General features: G+C 54.6%; 15 protein-coding genes. 8 read left to right on the top strand and 7 right to left on the bottom strand.

What is annotated here, in order from left to right; genetic code table 11:
* Positions 1-37: 37 nt before the first annotated feature.
* The gene (locus ACFQDM_RS01135; RefSeq protein WP_377374361.1) at positions 38-3,307 is read right to left on the bottom strand and encodes an intermembrane phospholipid transport protein YdbH family protein; all 3,270 of its coding nucleotides are present in this window, start codon (positions 3,305-3,307) and stop codon (positions 38-40) included.
* A 403-nt stretch (positions 3,308-3,710) separates the two neighbouring features.
* Between ACFQDM_RS01135 and ACFQDM_RS01130 the strand changes: the two genes are divergently transcribed.
* Positions 3,711-4,973: a M23 family metallopeptidase gene (locus tag ACFQDM_RS01130; RefSeq protein WP_377374358.1), complete on the top strand. Its 1,263-nt coding sequence runs from the start codon at positions 3,711-3,713 to the stop codon at positions 4,971-4,973.
* 73 nt (positions 4,974-5,046) lie between these two features.
* On the opposite strand, the gene ACFQDM_RS01125 is transcribed toward ACFQDM_RS01130, so the two are convergent.
* Positions 5,047-6,912: an alpha/beta hydrolase family protein gene (locus tag ACFQDM_RS01125; protein ID WP_377374356.1), complete on the bottom strand. Its 1,866-nt coding sequence runs from the start codon at positions 6,910-6,912 to the stop codon at positions 5,047-5,049.
* 113 nt (positions 6,913-7,025) lie between these two features.
* Positions 7,026-7,214, bottom strand: a complete 189-nt coding sequence (locus tag ACFQDM_RS01120; protein ID WP_377374354.1) for a hypothetical protein — start codon at positions 7,212-7,214, stop codon at positions 7,026-7,028.
* A 267-nt stretch (positions 7,215-7,481) separates the two neighbouring features.
* Here ACFQDM_RS01120 and ACFQDM_RS01115 point away from each other — a divergent pair, with 267 nt between their 5' ends.
* Positions 7,482-9,509 (top strand): methylmalonyl-CoA mutase subunit beta, encoded by a 2,028-nt coding sequence (locus ACFQDM_RS01115; protein WP_377374352.1) that lies wholly within the window; start codon positions 7,482-7,484, stop codon positions 9,507-9,509.
* A 21-nt stretch (positions 9,510-9,530) separates the two neighbouring features.
* A complete protein-coding gene (scpA, locus tag ACFQDM_RS01110; protein ID WP_377374349.1) occupies positions 9,531-11,699 on the top strand; it encodes a methylmalonyl-CoA mutase in 2,169 nt (722 codons plus the stop codon).
* 64 nt (positions 11,700-11,763) lie between these two features.
* On the opposite strand, the gene ACFQDM_RS01105 is transcribed toward scpA, so the two are convergent.
* Both ACFQDM_RS01105 and ACFQDM_RS01100 read right to left on the bottom strand, forming a co-directional pair.
* Positions 11,764-12,102, bottom strand: a complete 339-nt coding sequence (locus tag ACFQDM_RS01105; protein ID WP_377374347.1) for a carboxymuconolactone decarboxylase family protein — start codon at positions 12,100-12,102, stop codon at positions 11,764-11,766.
* Between the two features lie 93 nt (positions 12,103-12,195).
* Positions 12,196-12,606, bottom strand: coding sequence for a response regulator (locus ACFQDM_RS01100; RefSeq protein WP_377374345.1), 411 nt, complete (start codon positions 12,604-12,606; stop codon positions 12,196-12,198).
* 173 nt (positions 12,607-12,779) lie between these two features.
* On the opposite strand from ACFQDM_RS01100, the gene ACFQDM_RS01095 reads away from it, so the two are divergent.
* From ACFQDM_RS01095 to ACFQDM_RS01080, 4 genes are all read left to right on the top strand, one after another.
* Positions 12,780-14,150 (top strand): sensor histidine kinase, encoded by a 1,371-nt coding sequence (locus ACFQDM_RS01095; RefSeq protein WP_377374342.1) that lies wholly within the window; start codon positions 12,780-12,782, stop codon positions 14,148-14,150.
* A gap of 111 nt (positions 14,151-14,261) precedes the next feature.
* Positions 14,262-14,933 (top strand): hypothetical protein, encoded by a 672-nt coding sequence (locus ACFQDM_RS01090; RefSeq protein WP_377374340.1) that lies wholly within the window; start codon positions 14,262-14,264, stop codon positions 14,931-14,933.
* Positions 14,934-14,951: 18 nt separating this feature from the next.
* The gene (gene meaB, locus ACFQDM_RS01085; RefSeq protein WP_377374338.1) at positions 14,952-15,908 is read left to right on the top strand and encodes a methylmalonyl Co-A mutase-associated GTPase MeaB; all 957 of its coding nucleotides are present in this window, start codon (positions 14,952-14,954) and stop codon (positions 15,906-15,908) included.
* A gap of 48 nt (positions 15,909-15,956) precedes the next feature.
* Positions 15,957-17,048 carry a glycosyltransferase family 61 protein gene (locus tag ACFQDM_RS01080; RefSeq protein WP_377374335.1) on the top strand — a complete coding sequence of 364 codons (1,092 nt, stop codon included), beginning with the start codon at positions 15,957-15,959 and terminating at the stop codon, positions 17,046-17,048.
* A 36-nt stretch (positions 17,049-17,084) separates the two neighbouring features.
* Here the strand turns inward: ACFQDM_RS01080 and ACFQDM_RS01075 are convergent, their stop codons facing one another.
* Positions 17,085-17,702 carry a TetR/AcrR family transcriptional regulator gene (locus tag ACFQDM_RS01075; protein WP_377374333.1) on the bottom strand — a complete coding sequence of 206 codons (618 nt, stop codon included), beginning with the start codon at positions 17,700-17,702 and terminating at the stop codon, positions 17,085-17,087.
* A gap of 78 nt (positions 17,703-17,780) precedes the next feature.
* Between ACFQDM_RS01075 and ACFQDM_RS01070 the strand changes: the two genes are divergently transcribed.
* Entirely contained in the window at positions 17,781-18,623 is an 843-nt protein-coding gene (locus ACFQDM_RS01070) for a metal-dependent hydrolase (RefSeq protein WP_377374331.1), read from the top strand.
* Here the strand turns inward: ACFQDM_RS01070 and amt are convergent.
* Positions 18,620-21,853 carry an ammonium transporter gene (gene amt, locus ACFQDM_RS01065; RefSeq protein WP_377374328.1) on the bottom strand — a complete coding sequence of 1,078 codons (3,234 nt, stop codon included), beginning with the start codon at positions 21,851-21,853 and terminating at the stop codon, positions 18,620-18,622. The genes ACFQDM_RS01070 and amt overlap by 4 nt on opposite strands.
* Positions 21,854-21,900: the final 47 nt, after the last annotated feature.

Genomic DNA, 21,900 nt, shown 5'->3' with positions numbered 1-21,900 from the left:
CATATTGAAGTGACTTTGTGCCCAGTTTTAACCTCGGTCAATTCTTCTCAGCAGCTTGTTTTTGTTTAACGAGTTCAACCAGCGCGTCGCTTGTTGCCTGCCCTGAGGCGGACATCACGGCGGACTGGATCAACTCTGCGAGTTTTGACTGCAGAGAGATATTCAAATTGAAGACCTGACCTTCCAATAGATTTGGATTGTGGCCAGAGAGTGCCAAATCCACGACAATCTCATCTGTCAGATTGCCATCCGCACCTACAGCCAGAACTTCATATTCAAAGTTCCGCAAAGCATCGAAAGCCATCTTTGCGTACTGATCCGCGGTTGAAGCCTGCTCCCCAAGGGCGCCCTGATAACGGATCAATCCATCTTCAACCGAGCTTAGCTGAGCGTTTCTGAGAAAGACATTCGCACCGGAAATCTCTATTGGAAACTCGCCAGACACCCGCCCCTGCACATCGAGATCCTTGATATCGAACAGATTGATCAACCGGCTGAGTTCCCACTCTTCGGCACTGACAGACAGGTTCTGGACAGGCTCATCAAAAATCCAGCGCGTTGGCTCAATACGCAGTTCGCCGCCGACGAATGGCCAGCGAGCCGATTCAAGCTGAAAGCCCTGCGTTCCCAGAAGCTCCAGAGAAATTCGTCCGTTCTCCAGCCCGAAGGCAGGCGTTATCTGCAATCGTTCCACCGTGAACACCTGTCCCGGCGGCGTCTTGAAATTAATGAAGTCATTGAAGTTGAGGGCACCACTCAAATTGATAACCTGACCAAGACGGAAGGTGGAAAAGGAAACAGACTGAAGTTCAATCTGACCAGCAGCTTTAACGTCAGATGACGTCCAACTCGCCGAAACCGTTGGAATGACCTGCCCCGTCGCATTGACAGCCAGACCACGCAAACGCTCTGACAAATCCTCAAACTGCAGACCATCCGGCTCAAAACGAAGCCCATCGCCGCGAAGGCTCGCTTCACCGCTCGCCGTATCGAAGCGATGTGTAACGTCAATCTGACCGATTTCCACTGTGGAGCGTGCGGCAAGCAGACCTCCAGAATATGTAATTTCCTCGGCCGTCATTCGTCCCTGACCGCTGGTGAGGAGCGGGGCGAACAGCGCGTTCTCAGGCGGATTAATCGCATCTTCGATCCGGATTCGATCTGCCCGCCAGCTCAGATTAGCACCCGCATCGGTGATCGGCCCGCTCAAGGATAGCGCATCAATACCCGCTTTGACCGGAGCATCCTTCATCTCGAACTGGTTCTTGGAGAGATTTGCCGTGACGCGAATCCCCTGATCCGTCGTGACGAGTCCCGCTTTCAGGCTCTGGGAGGAAAATCTGCCGGACAGCTGATTGCCCTTCTCATCCGGAGCCATCTCAAATGGTGCCTGAACCTCCGAAGCGGAAAGCGCCAGCTTGAAGGCATCCGCCAACGTCCAGTCAATGACAGTCGATGACAGGATCACCGGTGCATCTGTTCCAGCGAGCGTTACCGGCAGGCGGAGCTTTGGAGTCGAGAGGCTACCTTTGAGGACATCGCGCCCATCAACCTGCTCGCGCGAATACAGGCGACCACCTGGCGCACAGAATTCACCGGCACTAGGACCGATCTCCGTGTCCGCGATCTGGACATCTGAAAAAGCAAGGTCAAAGCAATCCTTACCGGCAAACCGGATATTCCAGACATTGTCTGTCGCCAGTCCCTGAAGCGCCGCATCGATTGTCACATCATCCAGTTCGAGACCGAATGCAGGACCGGAATAACCGATCTTCCCGACGGCCATGACGCTAGAGTCTGCATTCGTCTGTCGATAGGCAAGCTCCGATAAGGCAAGGCTCAGTGTACGGCCTTCCACTTGCCACGGATCGATCACCACGCCTGCGCCTGAGACCTGAAGCTGACCCGTTTTGAAGTTTTGCTGGACGTTGAGTTCTGAGGCTTTCGCCTCAAGGCCGCGCGCACCATCCGAATAGCGCATTCGCCCTGCCAACAGGAAATTGTCGCGATCAATCTCCAGCCAATGCTCGCTGACTGGCTGCACGGAAAGCGCAAGCTGCCCCGAGGGACTACGGACAACAGCTGGTCTCGAAACGGTTGCATCAAAGCGCATTTCCGCCAGATCAAAGCGCCCTGCCGCCTCCACGCCAGCATTAAATGCCGACAAAAGCTCTGAAAGGCTTCCTGCGAAGGCATCTGAATGCGCATCAACTGGTTCTGGCAGGGACAGACTTCCGGTCGCGGTTTGTGCCAATTCCGTCGCAAGTGTCGCCCCTCGCACGGACGCTGTCGCATCGAGGCGACCAGCAGGCAGCTCGAGGCGGTCTGACGCAAGAGCAAGATCACCCGTCAGCACGAAGCTTTCCGCAAATAGTAAGCGATCAATACTGGCATCTTCTGCTTCAATGGAAAAATTTCCCTGAACGCCCTCTGCCTCAAGCGCGCTAAGATCGAGCGTTGCCTTGCTCGTGCCCGCTGAATGCTCGAGATACCGTCCCGCTGCGACCGTGATGTCCGAAAGCACGGAACGAATGAGTGCCGTTTCCGGCGCAGACAAGTCTTCCAGCAGGATCTCGGCAATGCCGTTCCACTGCAGATCCGAGACATCACCCTCGTCCAGAGAGATATGGCCTGCAGCAGCTGTCCATTCCGCGCGATAGGTATGATCTGCAGGCGTCTCAATGGTGCCGGACAGTACCAGCTCCTGACCAGAGACACGCTTGAGCCTCACCTCGCCGAGCGAGACATTCCAGCTACCGTGCACGCGGTCCTGCGCAATGACGAGATCTGCCTCCGCAGACCTCAGCTGCAGTATCTGCTCACCCAGTTTCAGGTTGGCGGGTTGCAGGCGGAATTGCGTCTGCAATTCTCTCTGTAGCGAACCGGAGCTGTTGACGACTCCCTTAACGCGTCCAGCATCCGTCAGGATCGAGACCTTACCGTCGCGGATCAGAAAAGGTGGAACATCCGGCATGCCAGACGACCCATTGCCGCCTTCAGAAAGAAACGGCTTCAGCGCGCCAATCGTGACCTTGCCATCGCGTGCATCAATCTCGACCGATGGCGCGTTTGCTTCCACGGATGTGACAACAGGTGAAAACAGCTGCGGCCAGCGAAGAGAAATGTCGATCGAATCGATGGAGAGCGGGGTTTCACTGGCGTTTTGAATATTGATCCCGCCCGCCTCAAGGCGATCAAAATCGAGCGCTTTCAACTCGAGATCGCACCGCACATCATGAGACCGGCAGTACTGCCGTGCGACAAATTCTCCGACCTCCAGACGCCCCAGCCAAATTCCGGTCGGCAAAATCAGAAAAACGGCAATTATTCCAGCAATTAGCCAGAATCGCTGCTTTTTTGACTTCATCTGGTTGGAATTTTGCGATGTCATGCTGGAGAACGTAATAATCTAAAAAAATTGTCACTATAGATATTGGCATAGATCGTGAATTTGTTGTGTGCTTGTTAACGATTTAAGTTAATTTTCTTGTGAAGGTGTGTTGGAAAAGCACAGAACATGGAGGTCCTCAGTGGTCGGCGTATTTGATCCGAAGACACAATCCAGCCGTGGCGGCATCAATCTGAAACATCCCGTTTCCATTGGAGCAGTCGCCGCACTCGTTGGATGCATCGGTTTAGTCAGTGCAAATTTTCTCGTTCGTCCCGCAGCCACAGATACCGCAGAATTAACGTCTGCACCGTTGGCAAGCATGGTTGACGAACAAATCTCAACAGAAGCTCCCATCATTTTAACATCCTTCCAGGACCTGCAGCCGATCGCCGAACCGAGTGTTCGCCGCGAGACCCTTCAGTCCAAGGATACGCTGACAGCCCTCCTCGACCGACTGGGTATTGAGCGCAGTGAAGCAAACGCCGCTTTGTATGCGCTGTATGATCAGGAACTCATTGATCCGCGAAAAGTTCGCCCGGGTCTTGAACTTGCTGCATATGTCGAACCTTCACCGAGTGCAGACAACGCTGAAGCTGTGCGCCTGATCGGCCTGTCGCTGAAGAACGCCACCGAATCTTCTCTCGTCGTTTCCCGCACCATGGAAGGTGGCTTTACAGCACGCGAACTTCACACGCGCCTTGAACCGCAGCTCCGCCGCGTCAGCGGATCTGTCGACACAAGCTTTTATCAAGCCGCTCTGGATGCTGGCGCAAAAGACGCACACGTCTATGATTTTGCTCAGATTTTCGCGTATGACGTCGACTTCCAGCGTGAAATGCGCCAGGGCGATGAATTCGAAATGGTCTTTGAAGTCTATACAGACGAACGTGGCCAGTATGTCCGCACAGGTGATGTGCTTTACGCGTCTCTGGACGGCCACGCAGCCGACCGCCGCTTTTATCGCTTCACACCAGAAGATGACGGTGTAACGGATTATTTCGACCAGGACGGCAAAAGCGCTCGCAAGTTTCTGATGAAAACGCCGATTAACGGTGCGCGCCTTTCATCAAACTTCGGTTATCGCCGCCACCCAATTCTGGGTTACAACAAGCTCCACACCGGCACAGACTTCGCCGCGCCATCCGGCACGCCGATTTATGCTGCAGGCAACGGCGTTATCGAACGCGCGTCCTGGTTTGGTGGTTATGGCAATTACGTGAAAATTCAGCACCCGAATGGGTATGAGACCGCTTACGCCCACATGCTTCGCTATGGACCGGGCATCAAATCTGGCGTCCGCGTCAAGCAGGGCCAGGTTATTGGTTATGTCGGCACCACTGGTCGCTCCACCGGCCCTCACCTTCATTACGAAGTCGCGAAAGACGGCAAACGCGTCAATCCGATGGGCCTGAAGCTGCCAACAGGCCGTACGCTTGAAGGTAAAGCCCTGGAAGACTTCAACCGTGTGCGTGCAGAGATCGACGCCGTGAAAGAAGAGCAAGAAACTGCGCCATATGCTTCTTACGTTTCTCTCGACTCAGAGATCGAACTCGCCAAGGCCGACATCTCTCTGACAAAGTAACAACTGTTAACGCGTCATTAAGTTCCAAAGCCCCGCAATTTTTTTTGCGGGGCTTTTTCTATGTCAGATCTGATCAATTGACGGGGTGATATTTCGCCAGAAACTCAAGGCTCTCTTTGAGCACAGTCTGCCGTGCAGACGTCGATGCAAGATAATGGTCCTCGCTTTCCATCGTCACGAATTTCACATCATCCCGGTGCTCGAGTAATCGAGCGAGATATTGCGACTGTCCGTATTTGACAGTGGTGTCTTGCCTGCCATGGATTAGCAGGATTGGCGTGCGAAGCTTGTCGATCTGCTTTTCCGGGGTGATTTCTGCGAGAGCGGCGTCATCAGAAAAGCGCGTGACACCCATATAGTCTTTCCAGTAAGCAAACCCCGTTCCCTGTGAGGAATAATCCCCGATCAGAGTAATCGGATTGCTGACGCCGTTGACGGAAATGGCGCAATTCATCTCATCGCTCGCAAGCACAGCACTTTGTAGCGCGGCATATCCACCATAGCTCCCACCGATGACACAGAACCCATCCGTGGTGGCGATGCCTTCACTCTGTGCCCAGCGGCCACCGTCCAGTGTATCCGTGATCATCTTGCCACCGAACTCGCCATATCCACGATTTCGAAATTCCTGTCCGTAACCAGTTGAACCGCGGAAATTAGGCTGCAAAACAGCATACCCTGCTGCGGCATACGCCTGAGACCACCAGTCAAAACCCGCTGTGTCACGGGCTTCAGGTCCGCCATGCGGCAACAGGATAAGCGGGAAAGGACCATCTGCTTGCGTTTTGCCCGGTGGCAGCGTCAGATAGGCTGGAATGGTGAGGCCATCTTCTGCCTGATAGCTCACAGCCTCGACGCTCCCTAGAACCGTGTTCTGAAGATGCGGCATCTGATTTCCGATTGGCGAAACCGACGGCACTTTCGTGTCATACAGATAATAATCTGTCGGTTTGCCGGCAGACCTCACGGCCAAGGTCATCAGATCATAGTTCTGGGTCCAGGACGTGATGACGACCGTCTGATCCGGAAACACCGTCTTCAGTTCGTCATGAGCCGCCTTGAAACGCTCATCCACGAAAGTCTGCTCATAAAGATCGTCCGTGTAGTCCATACCGATCAAGACGTTTGTGAAATAGTCGACGACGGCGCCTGCATCCCCGACCGGTTCATCATTCAGCGTGACATCACGAACGCTGCCATCTGTCAGCGAGATCTCTTTCAGACCATAGTCCGCATCGGTGTCGGTATACGCCAGAAGCGCGCTCTTATCTGCGTTGAAGCCCCAGACGTGATACGGCAGGTCGTCCTTGTTGAGTGTTTCAACAAGAATGTCGTAGTCCGCATCACGCAGACGAAATAGCCCACTATCTCGATCCCAATAGGTGGTCGCGACCATATCGCCATCGACGGTAAAGAAGGCGCCGATGGCGTCTGAGCGGATATCATCTTTTCGACGCCCCTCACCTGTCTTCAGATCAACTTCATAGAGATTGTTCGCGTACCAGATCGTCAGAACTTTATCAGGCTGATCCGGCAAGATCGCCACGACGCCAGGCGCGCCGGTATTATAGCGCGCTTCGCGCTTCATGACGAAATTGCTTTGCCCGGTGTTCACGTCATACGACAGCGTTCGGTCGAACCGGTATTCCTTTAGGCCACTGCTCGTGCCGATCGTGTCAAAGATATTCAGTGAAATGAGCAGGTGCCCCGGCCCATACCATCCGAATCCTGTCAGACGCGCCTGATCCGGCACCTGAAACAGTTTCGGATTCTCATTCGTTGTCAGACTATAGATACAGATCGCCGGTTCCTGCATCGGAGAACACTCAGCCGCAAGATACTTGCCATCGAATGAAACTTCTGGTGATGCCAGCCCACTCGGCTGACCAAAGGTCTCTACAATTTGCGTGGTATCGGCCACAGCAGCCTGACTCAGCAAAAAAACTGAAGCACTCAAATAAAATAGCTTTTTCATAATAACGCCCCTACTTCCACTTTAACGTGTCTAAGTGGCGTCTTAGGGAAGCGCAATATGAGAAGCTTATTTCGCTGTTAGCCTAATGTTCCGATCAGGCGGTCCAGCTCGTCGCGATGCGCACTTAGTCTTTCCAGCATGACATCGTCTGCTGTCTCGACCAGACGATCCATCCAGAATGACATGACGCAAGCCTGACTTTCCAACCAGTCTTTAAGGCGTTCTGTTTCCGCCAGATCACCACGGGCATTCCAATCGCATTCCATGACCGTTCCTTTCTCTGTCACTGCCCCAAAGCAAAGTTGAGAATAGTTCTCAATTGCAGTCAAGCCCCTGAGGTGCGTGTGGGTTTGTATAATTGGATAATGCGTAAAAATGCCGCGCAGCGCGAAATGCCGACAAACTTCACGCCGTCTCAGCATCCGTTGTCGGCTGGCAAAACCGTCATTCTCAGCGGGTTGCGCTGCGGCAAGACTTGACGCGTGGGTAAATCCGCTCTCTTTCTGCCCGCAAACAAGGTGAGAGGCTTATCCATGGCAGACGATTCCCTTTTCCCCTTCAGCGCAGCGTTTCCTAACGCCAGCGAAGAAGATTGGCGTGCGCTCGTAGAGAAAGCGCTCAAAGGGAAAGGGCCAGAAACTCTGGCTCGCAAAACCCGTGACGGGATTACCATTCAACCCTTATACCGCGAGACAGATTATCCGTCGGCAACGGATCCTGCTGGCGTACCGGGTACAGCCCCCTTCATCCGCGGCGCGAATGAAGAAAATGACGCCTACCTGCCGTGGGATATCCGCCAGGTTGTTGCGCATCCTCAAATCGACGCAGCCCATGCCGATCTGATGCTGGATCTCGAGCGCGGCGTCAGTTCCATTGAGCTTCGTCTGGACGCAAGCGGCCAAAACGGCATCGCGGTTCAGACCGTCGATGACCTGACCAAACTGCTCGACGGCGTCATGACAGATCTCGCAGGCGTCGCGCTGACCAATTCCGCGCTTGAAGGTTTTGGCATTGAGGGCGCAGCACTGCTCGCAGCCTGGTGTGAGAAAACCGGCAAGGACCCGGCCAAGCAGAAGATCGATTTCAATGTCGCACCGATTGCAGAGCTTGCGCGTTCCGGTTCGTTGGCGATGACACTCGACGACGCCATGGCGGAGACCGTCGCCTTCGTCAAAGAAGCCGCACCGAAATTCACCAGCTCGACCTTTATCCGTGTGGATGGCCGCCCGGCACACTGCGCAGGTGGCAGCGAAGCGCAGGAACTTGCAATGGCGCTCGCTTCTGGCGTCGCTTATCTGCGCGCGCTTCTGGATGCTGGTCTTTCACTCGAAGAGGCAAACAAGGCACTTCTGTTCACGCTGGCCGTCGGCCCGGACTACACCTTCGAAATCGCGAAGCTTCGCGCCATGCGCCGCCTCTGGGCACAGGTGACAACAAGCTTTGGCGCCGAAGGCGGTCTGCCGATGAAGCTCCAGGCGGTCACCTCCCGCCGCATGCTGACCAAGCGCGATCCATGGGTGAACCTGCTTCGCAACACAGCCGCCTGCTTTGCAGCCGGTGTTGGCGGCGCAGATGTCGTCACCGTGCGCCCCTTCACAGACGCCATTGGACTGGCAGGCAAACTCGCACGCCGTACGGCCCGCAACACGCAGATCATGGCGCAGGAAGAAAGCTCGCTCGGCAAAGTGGTTGATCCATCTGCCGGCACCTGGTCGGTTGGCAAAATCGGCGATGATCTGGCTCAGAAGGCCTGGGAACTCTTCCAGACCATCGAGAACGAAGGCGGCATTGGCGCAAGTCTGCAATCAGGCGGCTTCCAGTCCCGCGTCTCCGAGACACGCAATCAGGCCCGCAAGGATATTGCAAAACGCAAACAGCCAATCACGGGTGTTTCCGAATTTGCCCTGATCGATGAGGAAAAGCCTGACGTCGTAGACGTTTCTGGTCTGGCACCGACGGCGCCTGCCTCTGAAGGCGACACACCTGCCTCTCGCGCGTTTGGTGACCTCGTCAAAGCTGCGAAAGCTGGCAGCACACTCTTCCGCCTGCTTCCAGAAGACGCTGAGCCGCACGCGCATGCCGATCCGCTCTTCCCGGTCCGCTGGGCTGAACCATTCGAGCAATTGCGCGACCATGCCGATGCGATGAAAGACAAAACAGGCAAGCAGCCTGAAGTATTCCTCGCTTGCATCGGTCCGATCGCCAAACACAATGCGCGCGCAAGCTTTGCCGCCAACTTCTTCGCAGCCGGTGGCATTGCCGCTAAGATCGGCGATGTACCTTATGAGAGCACCGAAGCTCTGGTTGCTGATTTCAAGCAGAGCGGCGCTGTCCTGTGCTGTCTTTGCGGCTCTGATGACCAATACGAGGAGCAGGCTGCCGATATCGCCAAAGCGCTTCGCGACGCTAAGGAAGATGCGCGCATCTATCTGGCAGGCAAGCCGGGCGAAGCTGAAGCGGGCTATCGTGATGCCGGTATTGACGACTTCGTTTTCGTCGGCGTCGATCTGGTGCAGAAACTTGAAATTGCCCATGCCGAACTCGGCCTGGTCAGCGCGTAAGTTTTGAGAGGAGAACGACAGATGGCACATCCTGATTTTACAAAAATCGATCTGGCTCCTCTGAGTGGCAAGGCTGCTCCTCAACAGAGCTTTTCGCAGAACCAGACCTGGACGACCCCGGAAGAGATCGAGGTCAAGCCGGTCTACACGGCGGCTGATACAGCTGGCCTGGACTTCCTGGATGACTATCCGGGGCTGGCGCCTTTCGCACGCGGCCCCTACCCGACCATGTACCCTCAGCGCCCTTGGACAATCCGCCAGTATGCAGGCTTTTCCACGGCTGAAGATTCCAACGCCTTCTACCGTCGCAACCTCGCAGCCGGTCAGAAAGGCCTCTCGGTGGCCTTCGACCTAGCGACACACCGCGGTTACGACTCAGACCACCCGCGCGTGATGGGTGATGTCGGCATGGCCGGTGTGGCGATCGACTCCATTTATGACATGCGTACGTTGTTCGCGGGGATTCCTCTGGACGAGATGTCCGTCTCCATGACGATGAATGGGGCGGTTCTCCCGGTTCTGGCGCTTTACATCGTCGCCGCAGAGGAACAGGGCGTGGACCAGTCGAAGCTGTCCGGAACCATTCAGAATGACATTCTGAAAGAGTTCATGGTCCGCAACACCTACATCTATCCGCCACGTCCAAGCATGCGGATCATCTCCGACATTTTCGGTTATACTTCGCAGCATATGCCGCGTTACAACTCGATCTCGATTTCCGGCTATCACATGCAGGAAGCAGGCGCTTCGGCTGACCTGGAGCTCGCCTATACGATTGCCGACGGTATCGAATACATCCGCGCCGGTGTCGCTGCAGGTCTCGATGTCGACAAGTTCGCGCCGCGTCTGTCTTTCTTCTGGGCGATCGGCATGAACACCTTCATGGAAGTCGCCAAGATGCGCGCGGCGCGTCTTCTCTGGGCAAATCTGGTCTCGAAAGAGTTCAGCCCCAAGAACGACAAGTCGATTTCCCTGCGGACGCACTCACAGACATCCGGCTGGTCACTCACGGCGCAGGACGTCTACAACAACGTCATTCGGACCTGTCTGGAAGCGATGGCAGCCGCAGGTGGTCAGACGCAGTCCCTGCACACCAACGCGTTTGACGAAGCACTGGCCCTGCCAACTGACTTCTCAGCGCGCATCGCCCGCAACACGCAGCTCTTCCTGCAACAGGAAGGCGGCGCAGCAAATCTGATCGACCCGTGGGGTGGCTCTTACTACGTGGAACGCCTGACGCACGATCTGGCGCGTCGCGCGATGGAGCACATCGAAGAAGTCGAGAGCATGGGCGGTATGGCGAAAGCCATCGAGGAAGGTCTGCCGAAACTTCGCATCGAGGAATCCGCAGCGAAAACGCAGGCTCGTATCGATAGCGGCGTTCAGACAGTGGTGGGCGTGAACAAGTTCCGTCTCGACGAGCCGGAAGATGTGCCGGTTCTGAAGGTCGACAATGCAAACGTACGTCGTATGCAGATCGACAAGCTGAAGCGTCTGCGCGCGGACCGCGATCAAACCGAAGTTGATCAGGCCCTCCACGCGATCACGCGTGCAACAGAAAGCGGTGAAGGCAATCTGCTGGACCTCGCGATCAAAGCCGCACGCGTTAAGGCGACCGTTGGTGAGATCTCCGAAGCCGTCGAAAAAGTCACCGGTCGCCACCAGGCCGTTATCAAATCCATTCAGGGCGTGTATGCTTCCGGTATGAGCGCTAAATCTGATCGCGTCGAAAAGGCGCGCGAACTCGCAGACGCATTTGAAGCCGCTGAAGGGCGTCGTCCACGTATCCTGATCGCAAAGATGGGACAGGATGGACACGACCGCGGCCAGAAGGTTGTCGCATCCGGTATGGCTGACCTCGGCTGGGACGTGGACATTGGTCCGCTCTTCCAGACACCGGAAGAGGCTGCAAAACAAGCCGTCGAAAACGATGTTCACATCGTCGCTGCTTCGTCACTGGCAGCGGGTCACCTGACACTGGTACCAGAACTCAAGAAAGCTCTGGCAGACCAGGGCGCACCGGAAGTCATGATCATTGTTGGCGGCGTTGTGCCACCACAGGACTATGACGAGCTTTATGCCGCCGGTGCCACAGCGATCTTCGCACCGGGCACCGTCATTGCCGATGCCGCGATTGACCTGCTTGAAAAGCTCGGTCCGACACTGGGACACAAGACAGCAGCAGAATAATCCGGACTGACTGGAAACAAGATAAAGGCAGCCCCCAGGGCTGCCTTTTTTATTGCGGTATCGCTCAGGCTTTCGCGAGCTCATCCCAACATGCCAGAGCATGCCCGGCATACATCAGGCCAGGCCCGCCACTCATCTGAACGGCCATAGCCAGAACATCACCCAGCTCCTCTCGCGTGCCGCCTGCTTTCATCAGGGCTTCGACGTGAAAGTTGATGCAGGGTTCGCAGCGTTGGACCAGCGCCATACCCAGTGCGATGAATTCCTTTTCCCTGGTGCTGAGAACGCCATTGTCCTTGACGGCTTTGGAAAGTGCTCCAAACCCGGAAGTCGCTTCAGGGATGGCTTTGTTAAGCTCGCGCAGTTCACTGCGCATGTCTTTAATGTCGTTAATATAGCTCATATCACCGCGCCTTATGTTCGAACTTTATACAATTCAAACATAAGAGAATTGGGGAATGACGGACATTCCTCACAATGCCGCAGCCAGCAGCCGTTAGTGGCAGGGATACCTGTTCTCTTGCATCCAATAGGCATTTACGCGTTCGGCAAATCGGGAATACCCGCCTGCATCGCCCGGCTTTACAACGTAGGAATTGGCAAAACGATTATAGGCTTCGCGCAGATCCGCATCATCAGACGACGTCGAGAACACGATCGTTGGAATCGTCTTCAACTGATCGCTCCGTTTGATACGTGAAAGAAGCTCCATCCCACCAATACCTGGCATGTTCAGGTCGGTTACGATGAGGGTCGGGCGGTTGCCATTTTCGAGCGTTTCCCAGGCAGACTCCGCATCATGAGCGAAATCGAATTCGACGCTCGTATCGAGTTTTTTGAATGCATGCTCAATCAAAAAGCGATCAAGCTTATCATCCTCGACGATCAGTACCCACTGTTTACGCATGTTACGATCCAAAAGCCTTGGTTTGATGTATGGTAGGAGAGGTCAAACCTGTATTGCAATCAATATATATTAAAAATTCATCGCAATCATTTTGTCCTCCTGAGGTTGTGGAACTGATAATTAACGTGTTCAGATTTTCATGGTAAAAAGATAAAAGAATCTGGGAGGAACAGGTGCGAAATCGTTTCAAGATTGCTTTGATCGCGATACCCGCCCTCACACTGCTCGTATACCTTGCCCTGGGTATCTGGCAGGTTCGCAGCCTCGGAGATCTGCGAAAAGACGTAAGGGCGACGGTCGATAAGACACTGCAACTTGAAAATGCTATTGGCTTTGGCGGCCTGATCCACAATTTCAAGAATGCACTCATTCGCCCGGATGAGCCGGCTTATGCGCAAGCTACACGCAAAAACGCTGAGCAAGCGCGCGACCTGATCTCAGATCTGGAAGCCCTCGCGGAGAAGTCAGGTCTGGCCATTCGTCTTCCGGAAACCCGACAAATGGTTGGAGAGTACGAAAAACGACTGGATATCATTCAGGAAAAACGAATCGATGCTGGCTTATCAGCCAGTGATGTCGACGAACTGGTGCGATATGACGACAATCCGGCACTCAATGAAATTCTATCATTTCAGGTGCAGGTCCGAAATGATCTTGTCGAATCCATTGAACAGATCGAGTTCATCATTCTGATCATGGGCATCTGTGTCGGACTGATCGCTATGGGCGGATGTTTCATCATCTTTCTTCTCTACGAAGCTGAACAGAAGAAAGTGCATCGTGAACGGTTCGCAGCTCAGCAAAAGGTGCTCGACCGGGAACGTCAGCACAACGCCGACCTGTTACGTGTGAACACGGCGCTTCGCCAATTCGCTGGTATAGCAGCGCATGATTTGAAAGCGCCTACCCGGCAGGTACGCACATTTGCAGAACTTGCGGCTGATCACTCGCTTGGCGTAGATCAGCGGGAGACGTTTCTTAGTGCGATCATGGAAAGCGCGGACCGCATGAAGCGTCTTGTTGAATCGCTTCTGGAGTTTGCGAAGAAAGGGTTTCAAAATCCGGAGCAGCAGCATTTCAACAGCGCTCAACTCGTTGAACAGATTATCAGCGCCCTTCCAGACGATCTGCCAAAAGACACCGTCATCAAATACGGAAATCTACCGGACATCTATGCCGACCCTGCCTTGATGGAACGGGTGTTCACCAACCTGATCAGCAATGCTCTCAAATATAAACGCGAGGGAGAACCCGCTGAAATCGTCATTCGCAGCTGGTATGAGACGAATCGTGTGATGTTTTCGGTAACAGACAACGGTCGCGGCGTAGACCCGTCACATGCAGAGCTTATTTTCCAACCGCTGAAACGCGTTGGAATGGACACAGCTGATGGCGAGGGAATTGGACTGTCTGTCGTGCAGTCCATCATCTCGGCGCATGGCGGCAAGGTCTATCTGGACACCAGTTATAAGGATGGTGCGCGTTTTGTGTTCTCTCTACCTCTTCCCCTGGAAACCGAAGACACAACCCGACTATCCGCATAGACAGGAATTTTTCCTGTGATGCCGGCCCGCGCTCCATCGTCCAGGCATTTGAGCCCAGCACTCCGGATCGCAACAGGTCTCCAAATCCTGCGATGTGGACTTTGCCCCTTCGTGTCGAAGACGCTTACCGCTGCGGATCGCCCTCCACTTGATGGCCTTCCGGCATCAAGCCCGGTCCGAAAACAAGGGTTTCTCCTTGATGCACGCGGCGCACTGCAGATCCTGCGCCAAAATGCAGACCTGTTCTGTTCTGAAGCGCACACCAGGCCATTCCTGGCAAACTGTCGCTCCCTGCTGAAATACCGCGACCTCTGGGCCCACCAGCAGCCATTATCCCATACTGAAGCAGATGGCTTTCTGTCTGACGCTGCAACGCTGTTAGGGACACTCGAGCGTCACGTCGAAGCACGCGCCATCATGGATTTCATGCACCCAAGTGAGGATCTACAGACTGAGCTGGACTGGATCTTCGATCAGCCCGATGCGGAAAGCACCATGCCCCTCACAGAGCTTTGCGAGGCGCTCACGCTTGATGATTTCCCAGAGGACCTGAACCGTCTGCGTAAAGCTTTGACGCAACAGGCAGCGCAAGCGCTGCCCTTCGGCTCGCTTCCCTATGCACTTCGAATTCTGTCTGCTGAAACACCGATTTCGACGTCAAGACATCAGCCGCTTCCCGGCCAAGCCTTCTGGTGGTGCCTGGGCCTTCCCCATGATGCAGCGAACGAAGATGTGAAATCGGCCTGGCAAAGCGCCATGCTTGCGCTTGATGGTGAGCCATAACCGAATTAGGGATCGGATATGGAATTTGATTTGTCTACCCGACGTGGCCTTGCCCGTGCCATTACACGCGTCGAAAGTCGCCGCACCGATCACCAGATCGAAGCGCGCGATTTTCTGACATCGGTAATGGAAAAAACCGGAAAAACGCAGCGCATTGGCATTACCGGTGTGCCGGGTGTCGGGAAATCCACCTTCATTGATGCCTTTGGCACCATGCTGACCGACATGGGGTTCAAGGTCGCGGTGCTTGCTGTCGACCCGACCTCTCAGCGTTCGCGCGGTTCGATTCTCGGTGACAAGACACGCATGGCGCGCCTGTCCGTTGATGAGAATGCTTTTGTACGCCCATCACCCGCAGGTGAAACGCTGGGCGGGGTTGCCCGAAAGACGCGCGAGTCGCTCCTCTTCTGCGAAGCTGCCGGCTATGACATCATTCTTGTCGAAACCGTAGGCGTGGGTCAGTCAGAAACCGTTGTTGCCGACATGGTCGACTTCTTTCTGGTTCTGATGCTTCCGAATGCAGGAGACGATCTGCAAGGCATCAAGAAAGGCGTCCTTGAAGTCGCCGATCTGATCGCCGTCAACAAAGCTGATATCGACCCGAAAGCAGCATCCAGAGCGCAACGTCACTACCAGAACGCCCTGCATATTCTTGAACCTGCGGATGAAGCATGGTCACCGCCAGTGCTCACCTGTTCGGGTGCAACGGCAGAAGGCCTTCCAGAGCTTTGGGAAACCATTGAGCTCCACCGCAAAAAGACGACCGAGAGTGGATCAAGGGCGAAGCGCCGCGCCGATCAGCAGATCAAGTGGATGAATGAGCTGATACAGGACGGCCTCATGACCGCTTTCCGCGCACATTCAGCTATTCAGTCGGAACTACCCATGTTGCGTCAAAAGGTCGGCAATGGGGAAATTCCGGCTTCAGCCGCGGCTGACGATTTGCTGACGTTATTTTTGAATAATAACAATTGAGAGCCTGTTAGGACGATCCCGCGCTTTTGAAACTTTAAGGAAGAAACGATGGTGGGCGAAGATAGAAAGAAAATCTACAACAGTCCGACCAAAATTAGGAACACAAAGGTCGAAGTTCTAAAATCTGCACAGCCTTGTCCGGTCTCGATCCGGCCAACTGTTTTGTCTTCCAATCCCTTCTATGCGCGATACCTTAACAAGGATCAGACGTTCAAGTTTCCAGCCATCACGCATGTGACGGTCAAGAACCCGATCCTGCTCATGCCCGAGCATATCATTGTCATCGATGATACACCGTATTTCGACCTCAGCTTGCTGAAACATAAAGACATCACTCGATTTCTCGATCTGCCTCCTGTCGAATTGAATATGAAGGCGCGACTGATTTCGAACAACAATAGTGGCAACTATGCGCATTGGAGCATGGAGATACTACCTGCTGCGGTCGAATTTCTGCGCCGCTCCCAGAGGAATAAATCGGCTCTGAAAAACCGGCCCTATATCTTGCCTCCAATAAATCCCAACTGGCAGCATAAGGCCGGTCATGCACTAGGCTTGGTCAGCTGGCATCACCCACAAATCGCACGCGGCGTAATCCGCACCGAAGAGCTGGAGTTTCTCTCTATTTCGGATCACTCACGTGATCACGATACACTTTATCCTGAAGCGCTGACCTGGGTTGCGGAGAAGATCGGAAGCGTGGCGGTCCGTCAAAACCATGACCGACAGTTTCCAGAGAAAATCTTTTTGGCAAGACGTGATAGCAACAGGCGAGTCTGTCGGAACACGGACGCACTCTCTTCCGCCCTGGAGGAACTCGGCTTTACAGAAATCAACACTACGGATCTCGATATCTACGAGCAGGTCATGCTGTTTCGAAGCGCAGAGCAGGTCGTCGCGCTTCACGGCGCAGGACTTGCGAACATCATGTACTGCCGCCCCGGAACAAAAGTCGTTGAAATTCAGTCGCCATCCTTGAGGACGACAACGTTCTCAAGGCTTGCCATTCAATTCCAGCTCGACCTCGCAATCGTGCAAGAGTTTAATGGAGATGAGGCCAACAAGAACCTCCATCAAACTGATTGGTCCATCGGAAATTTGCCGGGCATGATCAGTGATATCAAAGATTTTCTTGGCTAAAACTACAGTCCAAGCACTACCACAGCGGTCGTCGACCTATTCAGCCACATGCGATTTAGACAACAAGAGTTGCAAATGGCTCATCATCATATCAAGTGCCATTTCGCGCGTACGCCCTTCCGGGCGTCCCATCAATTCACCCACCGTCGAACCGAAAAGACCAACGCCGAGAGCCAGCGCGACACAAACCATCGTGAAATCCACCACCTTGTCGCGCTCTGCGCCTTCTGCCTGAACGCGCTTCTCGATCACCGCTTCGACAGCTTCTCGAACACTCGTCATACGTCGAGCCTCATCGGCAAGTTCCAGCCAGGCCGCGAGCCGGGCCGCGCCTCGTTGCTCAAAGGCATCGAACAACATGCGCAAATCATGCCCATGCGCTGAAAAAGGGCTTTCACTCGGCGGATCAATATCGAGAATCCGGTTTGCAAGCTGTTGGATCATTCGCTCCATGAGCGCCGCCTGAACACCCTGTATTGTTCCGAAATGATGCAGCACCGTTGCGTTCGCGACCTTTGCTGTCTTCGCAACGTCCGTCAGCTTTAACGTCTGAGGACCGTGCTCCACTAACAGCGTTTCAGCTGCATTGAGAATGTTCTCACGTGACGCCTCTGGAGAGCGCCGAACACGTGTAGACTTTTTATCTATCGACATTTTTAACAGTCATCAATTAACTACTCACAGATCAGGATGCCTCTGTGTCGCGTAGCTAAACTAAATCAGGAGTGTGCGATGACGAGTAAACGAACACCTGAAAATGTTACCATTCGACCGCGAAATCTTCATTTTCATCTCGATTCTGCTGATAATCCTCACTGGCTGAACGGCGATTCGGTCGCAACAGCGGTTCTCAACACACTCTCATTGACCTTCCCGGATGGCGAGCGCCTGTTTATGGACGCGGTCCGTGCCCACAGCACGCAGGTCAACGGAAAGCTCGCCCAGGATGTGAAAGACTTCATCGCGCAGGAAGCCATCCATTCGCGTGAGCATCATATGCTCAATCAGCTGATCGACCGGGATAAGTACCCGGTCGAAAAAATTGAGGCACGCGTTCGCGAGAATATTGCTCTATCCAGAGATTTCGGGCCAATGCGTATGCTGATGGCAACGATATGTCTGGAACACTTCACCGCCATGCTCGCAGATATGATGGTGACCCATGATGATCTGTTCAGCAAAACGGATCCGGAAATCGAACGCCTCTGGCGCTGGCACGCCCTGGAGGAAACAGAACACAAGGCGGTTGCGTATGACGTGTTTCTGGATGCTACAAAGAACTGGTCCGGCCTGAAACGCTATGTTCGACGGTCCCTGGCCATGCTGATCATCAGCCGCCAGTTCACAAACAATATCGCTGAATACGCCGCATGGATGCTCGAAGCCGAGGGATATGAGCCCCGGGATGCACGGAAACGTGTGAAACGCTTCTTATGGAAAGAGCCAGGCTTTTTCAGGCGCGGTGGTTCGATCTGGGCAAGCTGGTTCAAACCCGGCTTCCATCCCTGGGATCACGACAACCGCGCGCTCATGGACGAATGGCGCGCCGAGTTTGATCTCGCCCAGGCCACCTAACCCGCTCTTTTCTGTTCGCGGGCCCGGTCGAGTTCCTCGCGCTCCATACGGCGGACCATTTCCTGCAGGCTCGCCACCTGCTCGCTGGTCGAAATCGTGCGTTGAATGTGTGACGGCGCAATTTCCAGAATGTTTTCCAGCGGTTCTGCCGCGCCCACAAGGAAGCCCTGAATTTCATCACAACCACATGCGATCAGCGTCGCAAACGCCGATTGCGTCTCAACGCCTTCTGCCACGATATTCATGTTCAGCGCGCGGCCCAGACGCACAATCGTATCAATGATCTCCAGGCCGCTGCCGCCATGATCGAGTCCCTGAACGAAAGAGCGATCAATCTTGATCGAATCAAACGGGAAACGGCTCAGATAACTCAGCGATGAATACCCTGTCCCGAAATCATCCAGGGCGATCTTCACGCCAAGGCGCTTGAGGGCATTGAAAATGCTCAGGGCGCGCTGGTCGTCGTCGATGAGCACATTCTCAGTGATCTCGATCTCGAGACGAGACGGCTCCAGACCGGAATCCTCCAGTGCACGTCGAACCGTTTCGATGAAATTCTTGTCGCGCACCTGGAACGGGCTCGCATTCACGCTCACACGACCCGATTTCATGTCACGCGCGGCCGCCAGACATGCCGTCCGCAGGACCCATTCGCCGATCTTGATGATCTGTCCGCAGCCCTCTGCAACGGGAATGAATTCTGCCGGGCTTACCATACCACGGGTTGGGTGATGCCAGCGGATCAGTGCCTCATAGCTTGCGATCTTACCGGTGCGCGTATTCAGACGCGGCTGATAGTGGACCTTGAATTGTCCATCTTCGAGCGCATTCTTCAGGTCCAGCTCAATCAGCTGGCGACGACGCACATGCTCATCCATGCCATTCTCAAAGATCGCATACCGGTTACGCCCCATACTCTTGGAATGGTAGAGCGCGGTGTCGGCACGTGAAATCAGACTAACACCGTCAATCCCGTCTCTCGGGCAAATCGCGATGCCGATAGACGCCCCGACATGGACACGATTGCCATCCGTAAGTGTGATCGGGCGATTGAGTTCCTGCAAGAGTCTCAGAGCGAGGTCGGCCGACTGGTTGGTGAAATTGATGTCGATCTGCAGGATCGCAAATTCATCCCCGCCCAGGCGCGCAACGGAATCCCGCTTGCTAACATGCATTTTCAGCCGCTCGCTCGTCTCTTTCAGAACCTCATCGCCTGCACCATGTCCATAAAGGTCGTTAATGTCTTTGAACCGGTCGAGGTCGATCAGGATCACCGCCGACAACACGCCTTGCTTCATGGTCCGCTCAATCATCTCATGGAGACGCTCATTGAACAGCGCGCGGTTCGGAAGATTGGTCAGCGGGTCGTGCTGAGCCAGATAGCGAATACGTGCTTCAGCCTTCTTGCGCTCGCGGATATCAACGATTGCCAGAACGCGCGTTTTTCGGTTCCGCAGGGAAATATCCCGTCCACGCACCTCGACAGGAATAGCCTCGCCGAGCTCGTTCAGCACCGTCAATTCGCGCGCAGCGGACTGACGTGTTGCCACCAGTTCTTCAACATCGCGTACATGTTGTTCCGGAAGAAAGTCACTGAGCTTGCGTCCGCGGACATCGTTCATTTCGAGACCAAGCAATCTGCCAAGTGCTGCATTGCCGTCAATGATGACGCCATCAACCGACAGGCAAAGCGCTTCAAAGGTCGCATCTGCGAGCGCGGTCAACCGTTCAGCCTCTTCCACCGACCGCTGGTTTTCGACCGCATCGAAACGAACCTTTTCCTGCTCCTGCAGATTATCAAGCAGTGCATTGAAGGTCAGAACAAGGCGCTCAGCCTCATCTCCTGCTTCGACCGGCAAGCGCGCATTGAGGTCTGCGGTCCCCCGAACGAGATGGTCCATCGCTTCTTCAACGTGACCAATGCCGAGGCGCGTTCCGTGTTCACTCTCATTCAGTCCGCAGTCTTCGGCCGTATCGGCAACGCGAATGCCCATCAGAGCCTTCATGGCAGAGAAGAACAGTATACCGAGCCCAAACGCCCAGATGAAATTGAGGCCAGATCCCAGCAACTGAACGATCAACTGATCCCACCTAGACGCTGTCGGTAGATTTGCCTCAGCGGCGAAAAGAGCGAGCCCAATCGTGCCAACAACACCGGCAACAGCGTGTGCACCAATCGCACCCACGGCGTCGTCAATCCGAAAATATCGCTCGAGCAATTCATTGCTCGCATTCGTCGCCAACGCCCCAAGTGCCCCGATCGCCAGAGCACCCGGCACATTCAGAACGGCGCACCCCGCCGTCACCGCGACCAGGCCACCAATCATGCCACAGAGAACCTTTTCCGGAAGAACGGTCCGGTCCCGCGCCATTGTCCAGAGATAGCCGACAAGCGTACCCACAGACCCTGCCAGTACCGTATTGACGATAATCAGACCGAGCGATGTATTCGCTTCCAGTGTGGACCCGCCATTAAAGCCGATCCAGCCAATATAGAGAAGAAATGCCCCGGTCGCAGCGAGAACGGTACTATGCCCGGAAAACCGGATGGGTTTACCTTCGCGATCAAAGCGGCCCTTGCGCGCGCCCAGCACAATGCAAGCTGCCAGTGCAAGCCAGCCACCTGTCGCGTGCACGACCGTCGAACCTGCAAAGTCAACAAATCCAAGATTGGCCAGGAAGGCGCCGCCATTGTTCCCAAGCGCATTTCCCCAGGCCCAATGCGCAAAAACCGGGTAGATAATGGCGCCGATGACCAGCGCACCGATTGTATAGCTCGACAGCCGCATACGTTCTGCAACACCACCCGAAACAATCGTTGCCGCCGTGCCGCAAAACATCACCTGAAAGATGAAGAAGACCAAAACGCCGGAGTCCAGCTCGTTCAGCGCAAGCATATCCAGATCAAGGCCAAACGGCAGGATACTGGAACCGCCAAAAGCAATCATGAAGCCGATGAGCGCAAAGGCGAGCGCTGACACCGTGAAGTCCATGACGTTTTTCATCGCCACATTGATGGAGTTTTTCGACCGGACCATGCCAGCTTCAAGCAGCAGGAAGCCGACCTGCATCATCATGACCAGCGCGGCAGCAATAAGCACCCAGACTGAGTTCAGAATGCTTCCGATATCCTCGTTGGCAATATCGAGAGATGACTGAGCTGCATGTGCCTGTGGCAGAAACACATTCAGCATTGCGAGACTTAGCAGAACCTGAACCGAGCGCTTCAATATGATCTCCCGACGTCCATCGAAATCTAAAACCCAAGGAGGTAACC

Origin of the sequence: Ponticaulis profundi (assembly GCF_042659465.1) — a bacterium.
In the GTDB taxonomy this organism is placed as follows: domain Bacteria; phylum Pseudomonadota; class Alphaproteobacteria; order Caulobacterales; family Hyphomonadaceae; genus Ponticaulis; species Ponticaulis profundi.
The sequence above is the reverse complement of the archived record's forward strand: the minus strand, read 5'-3'. Positions and strand labels throughout refer to the sequence as shown.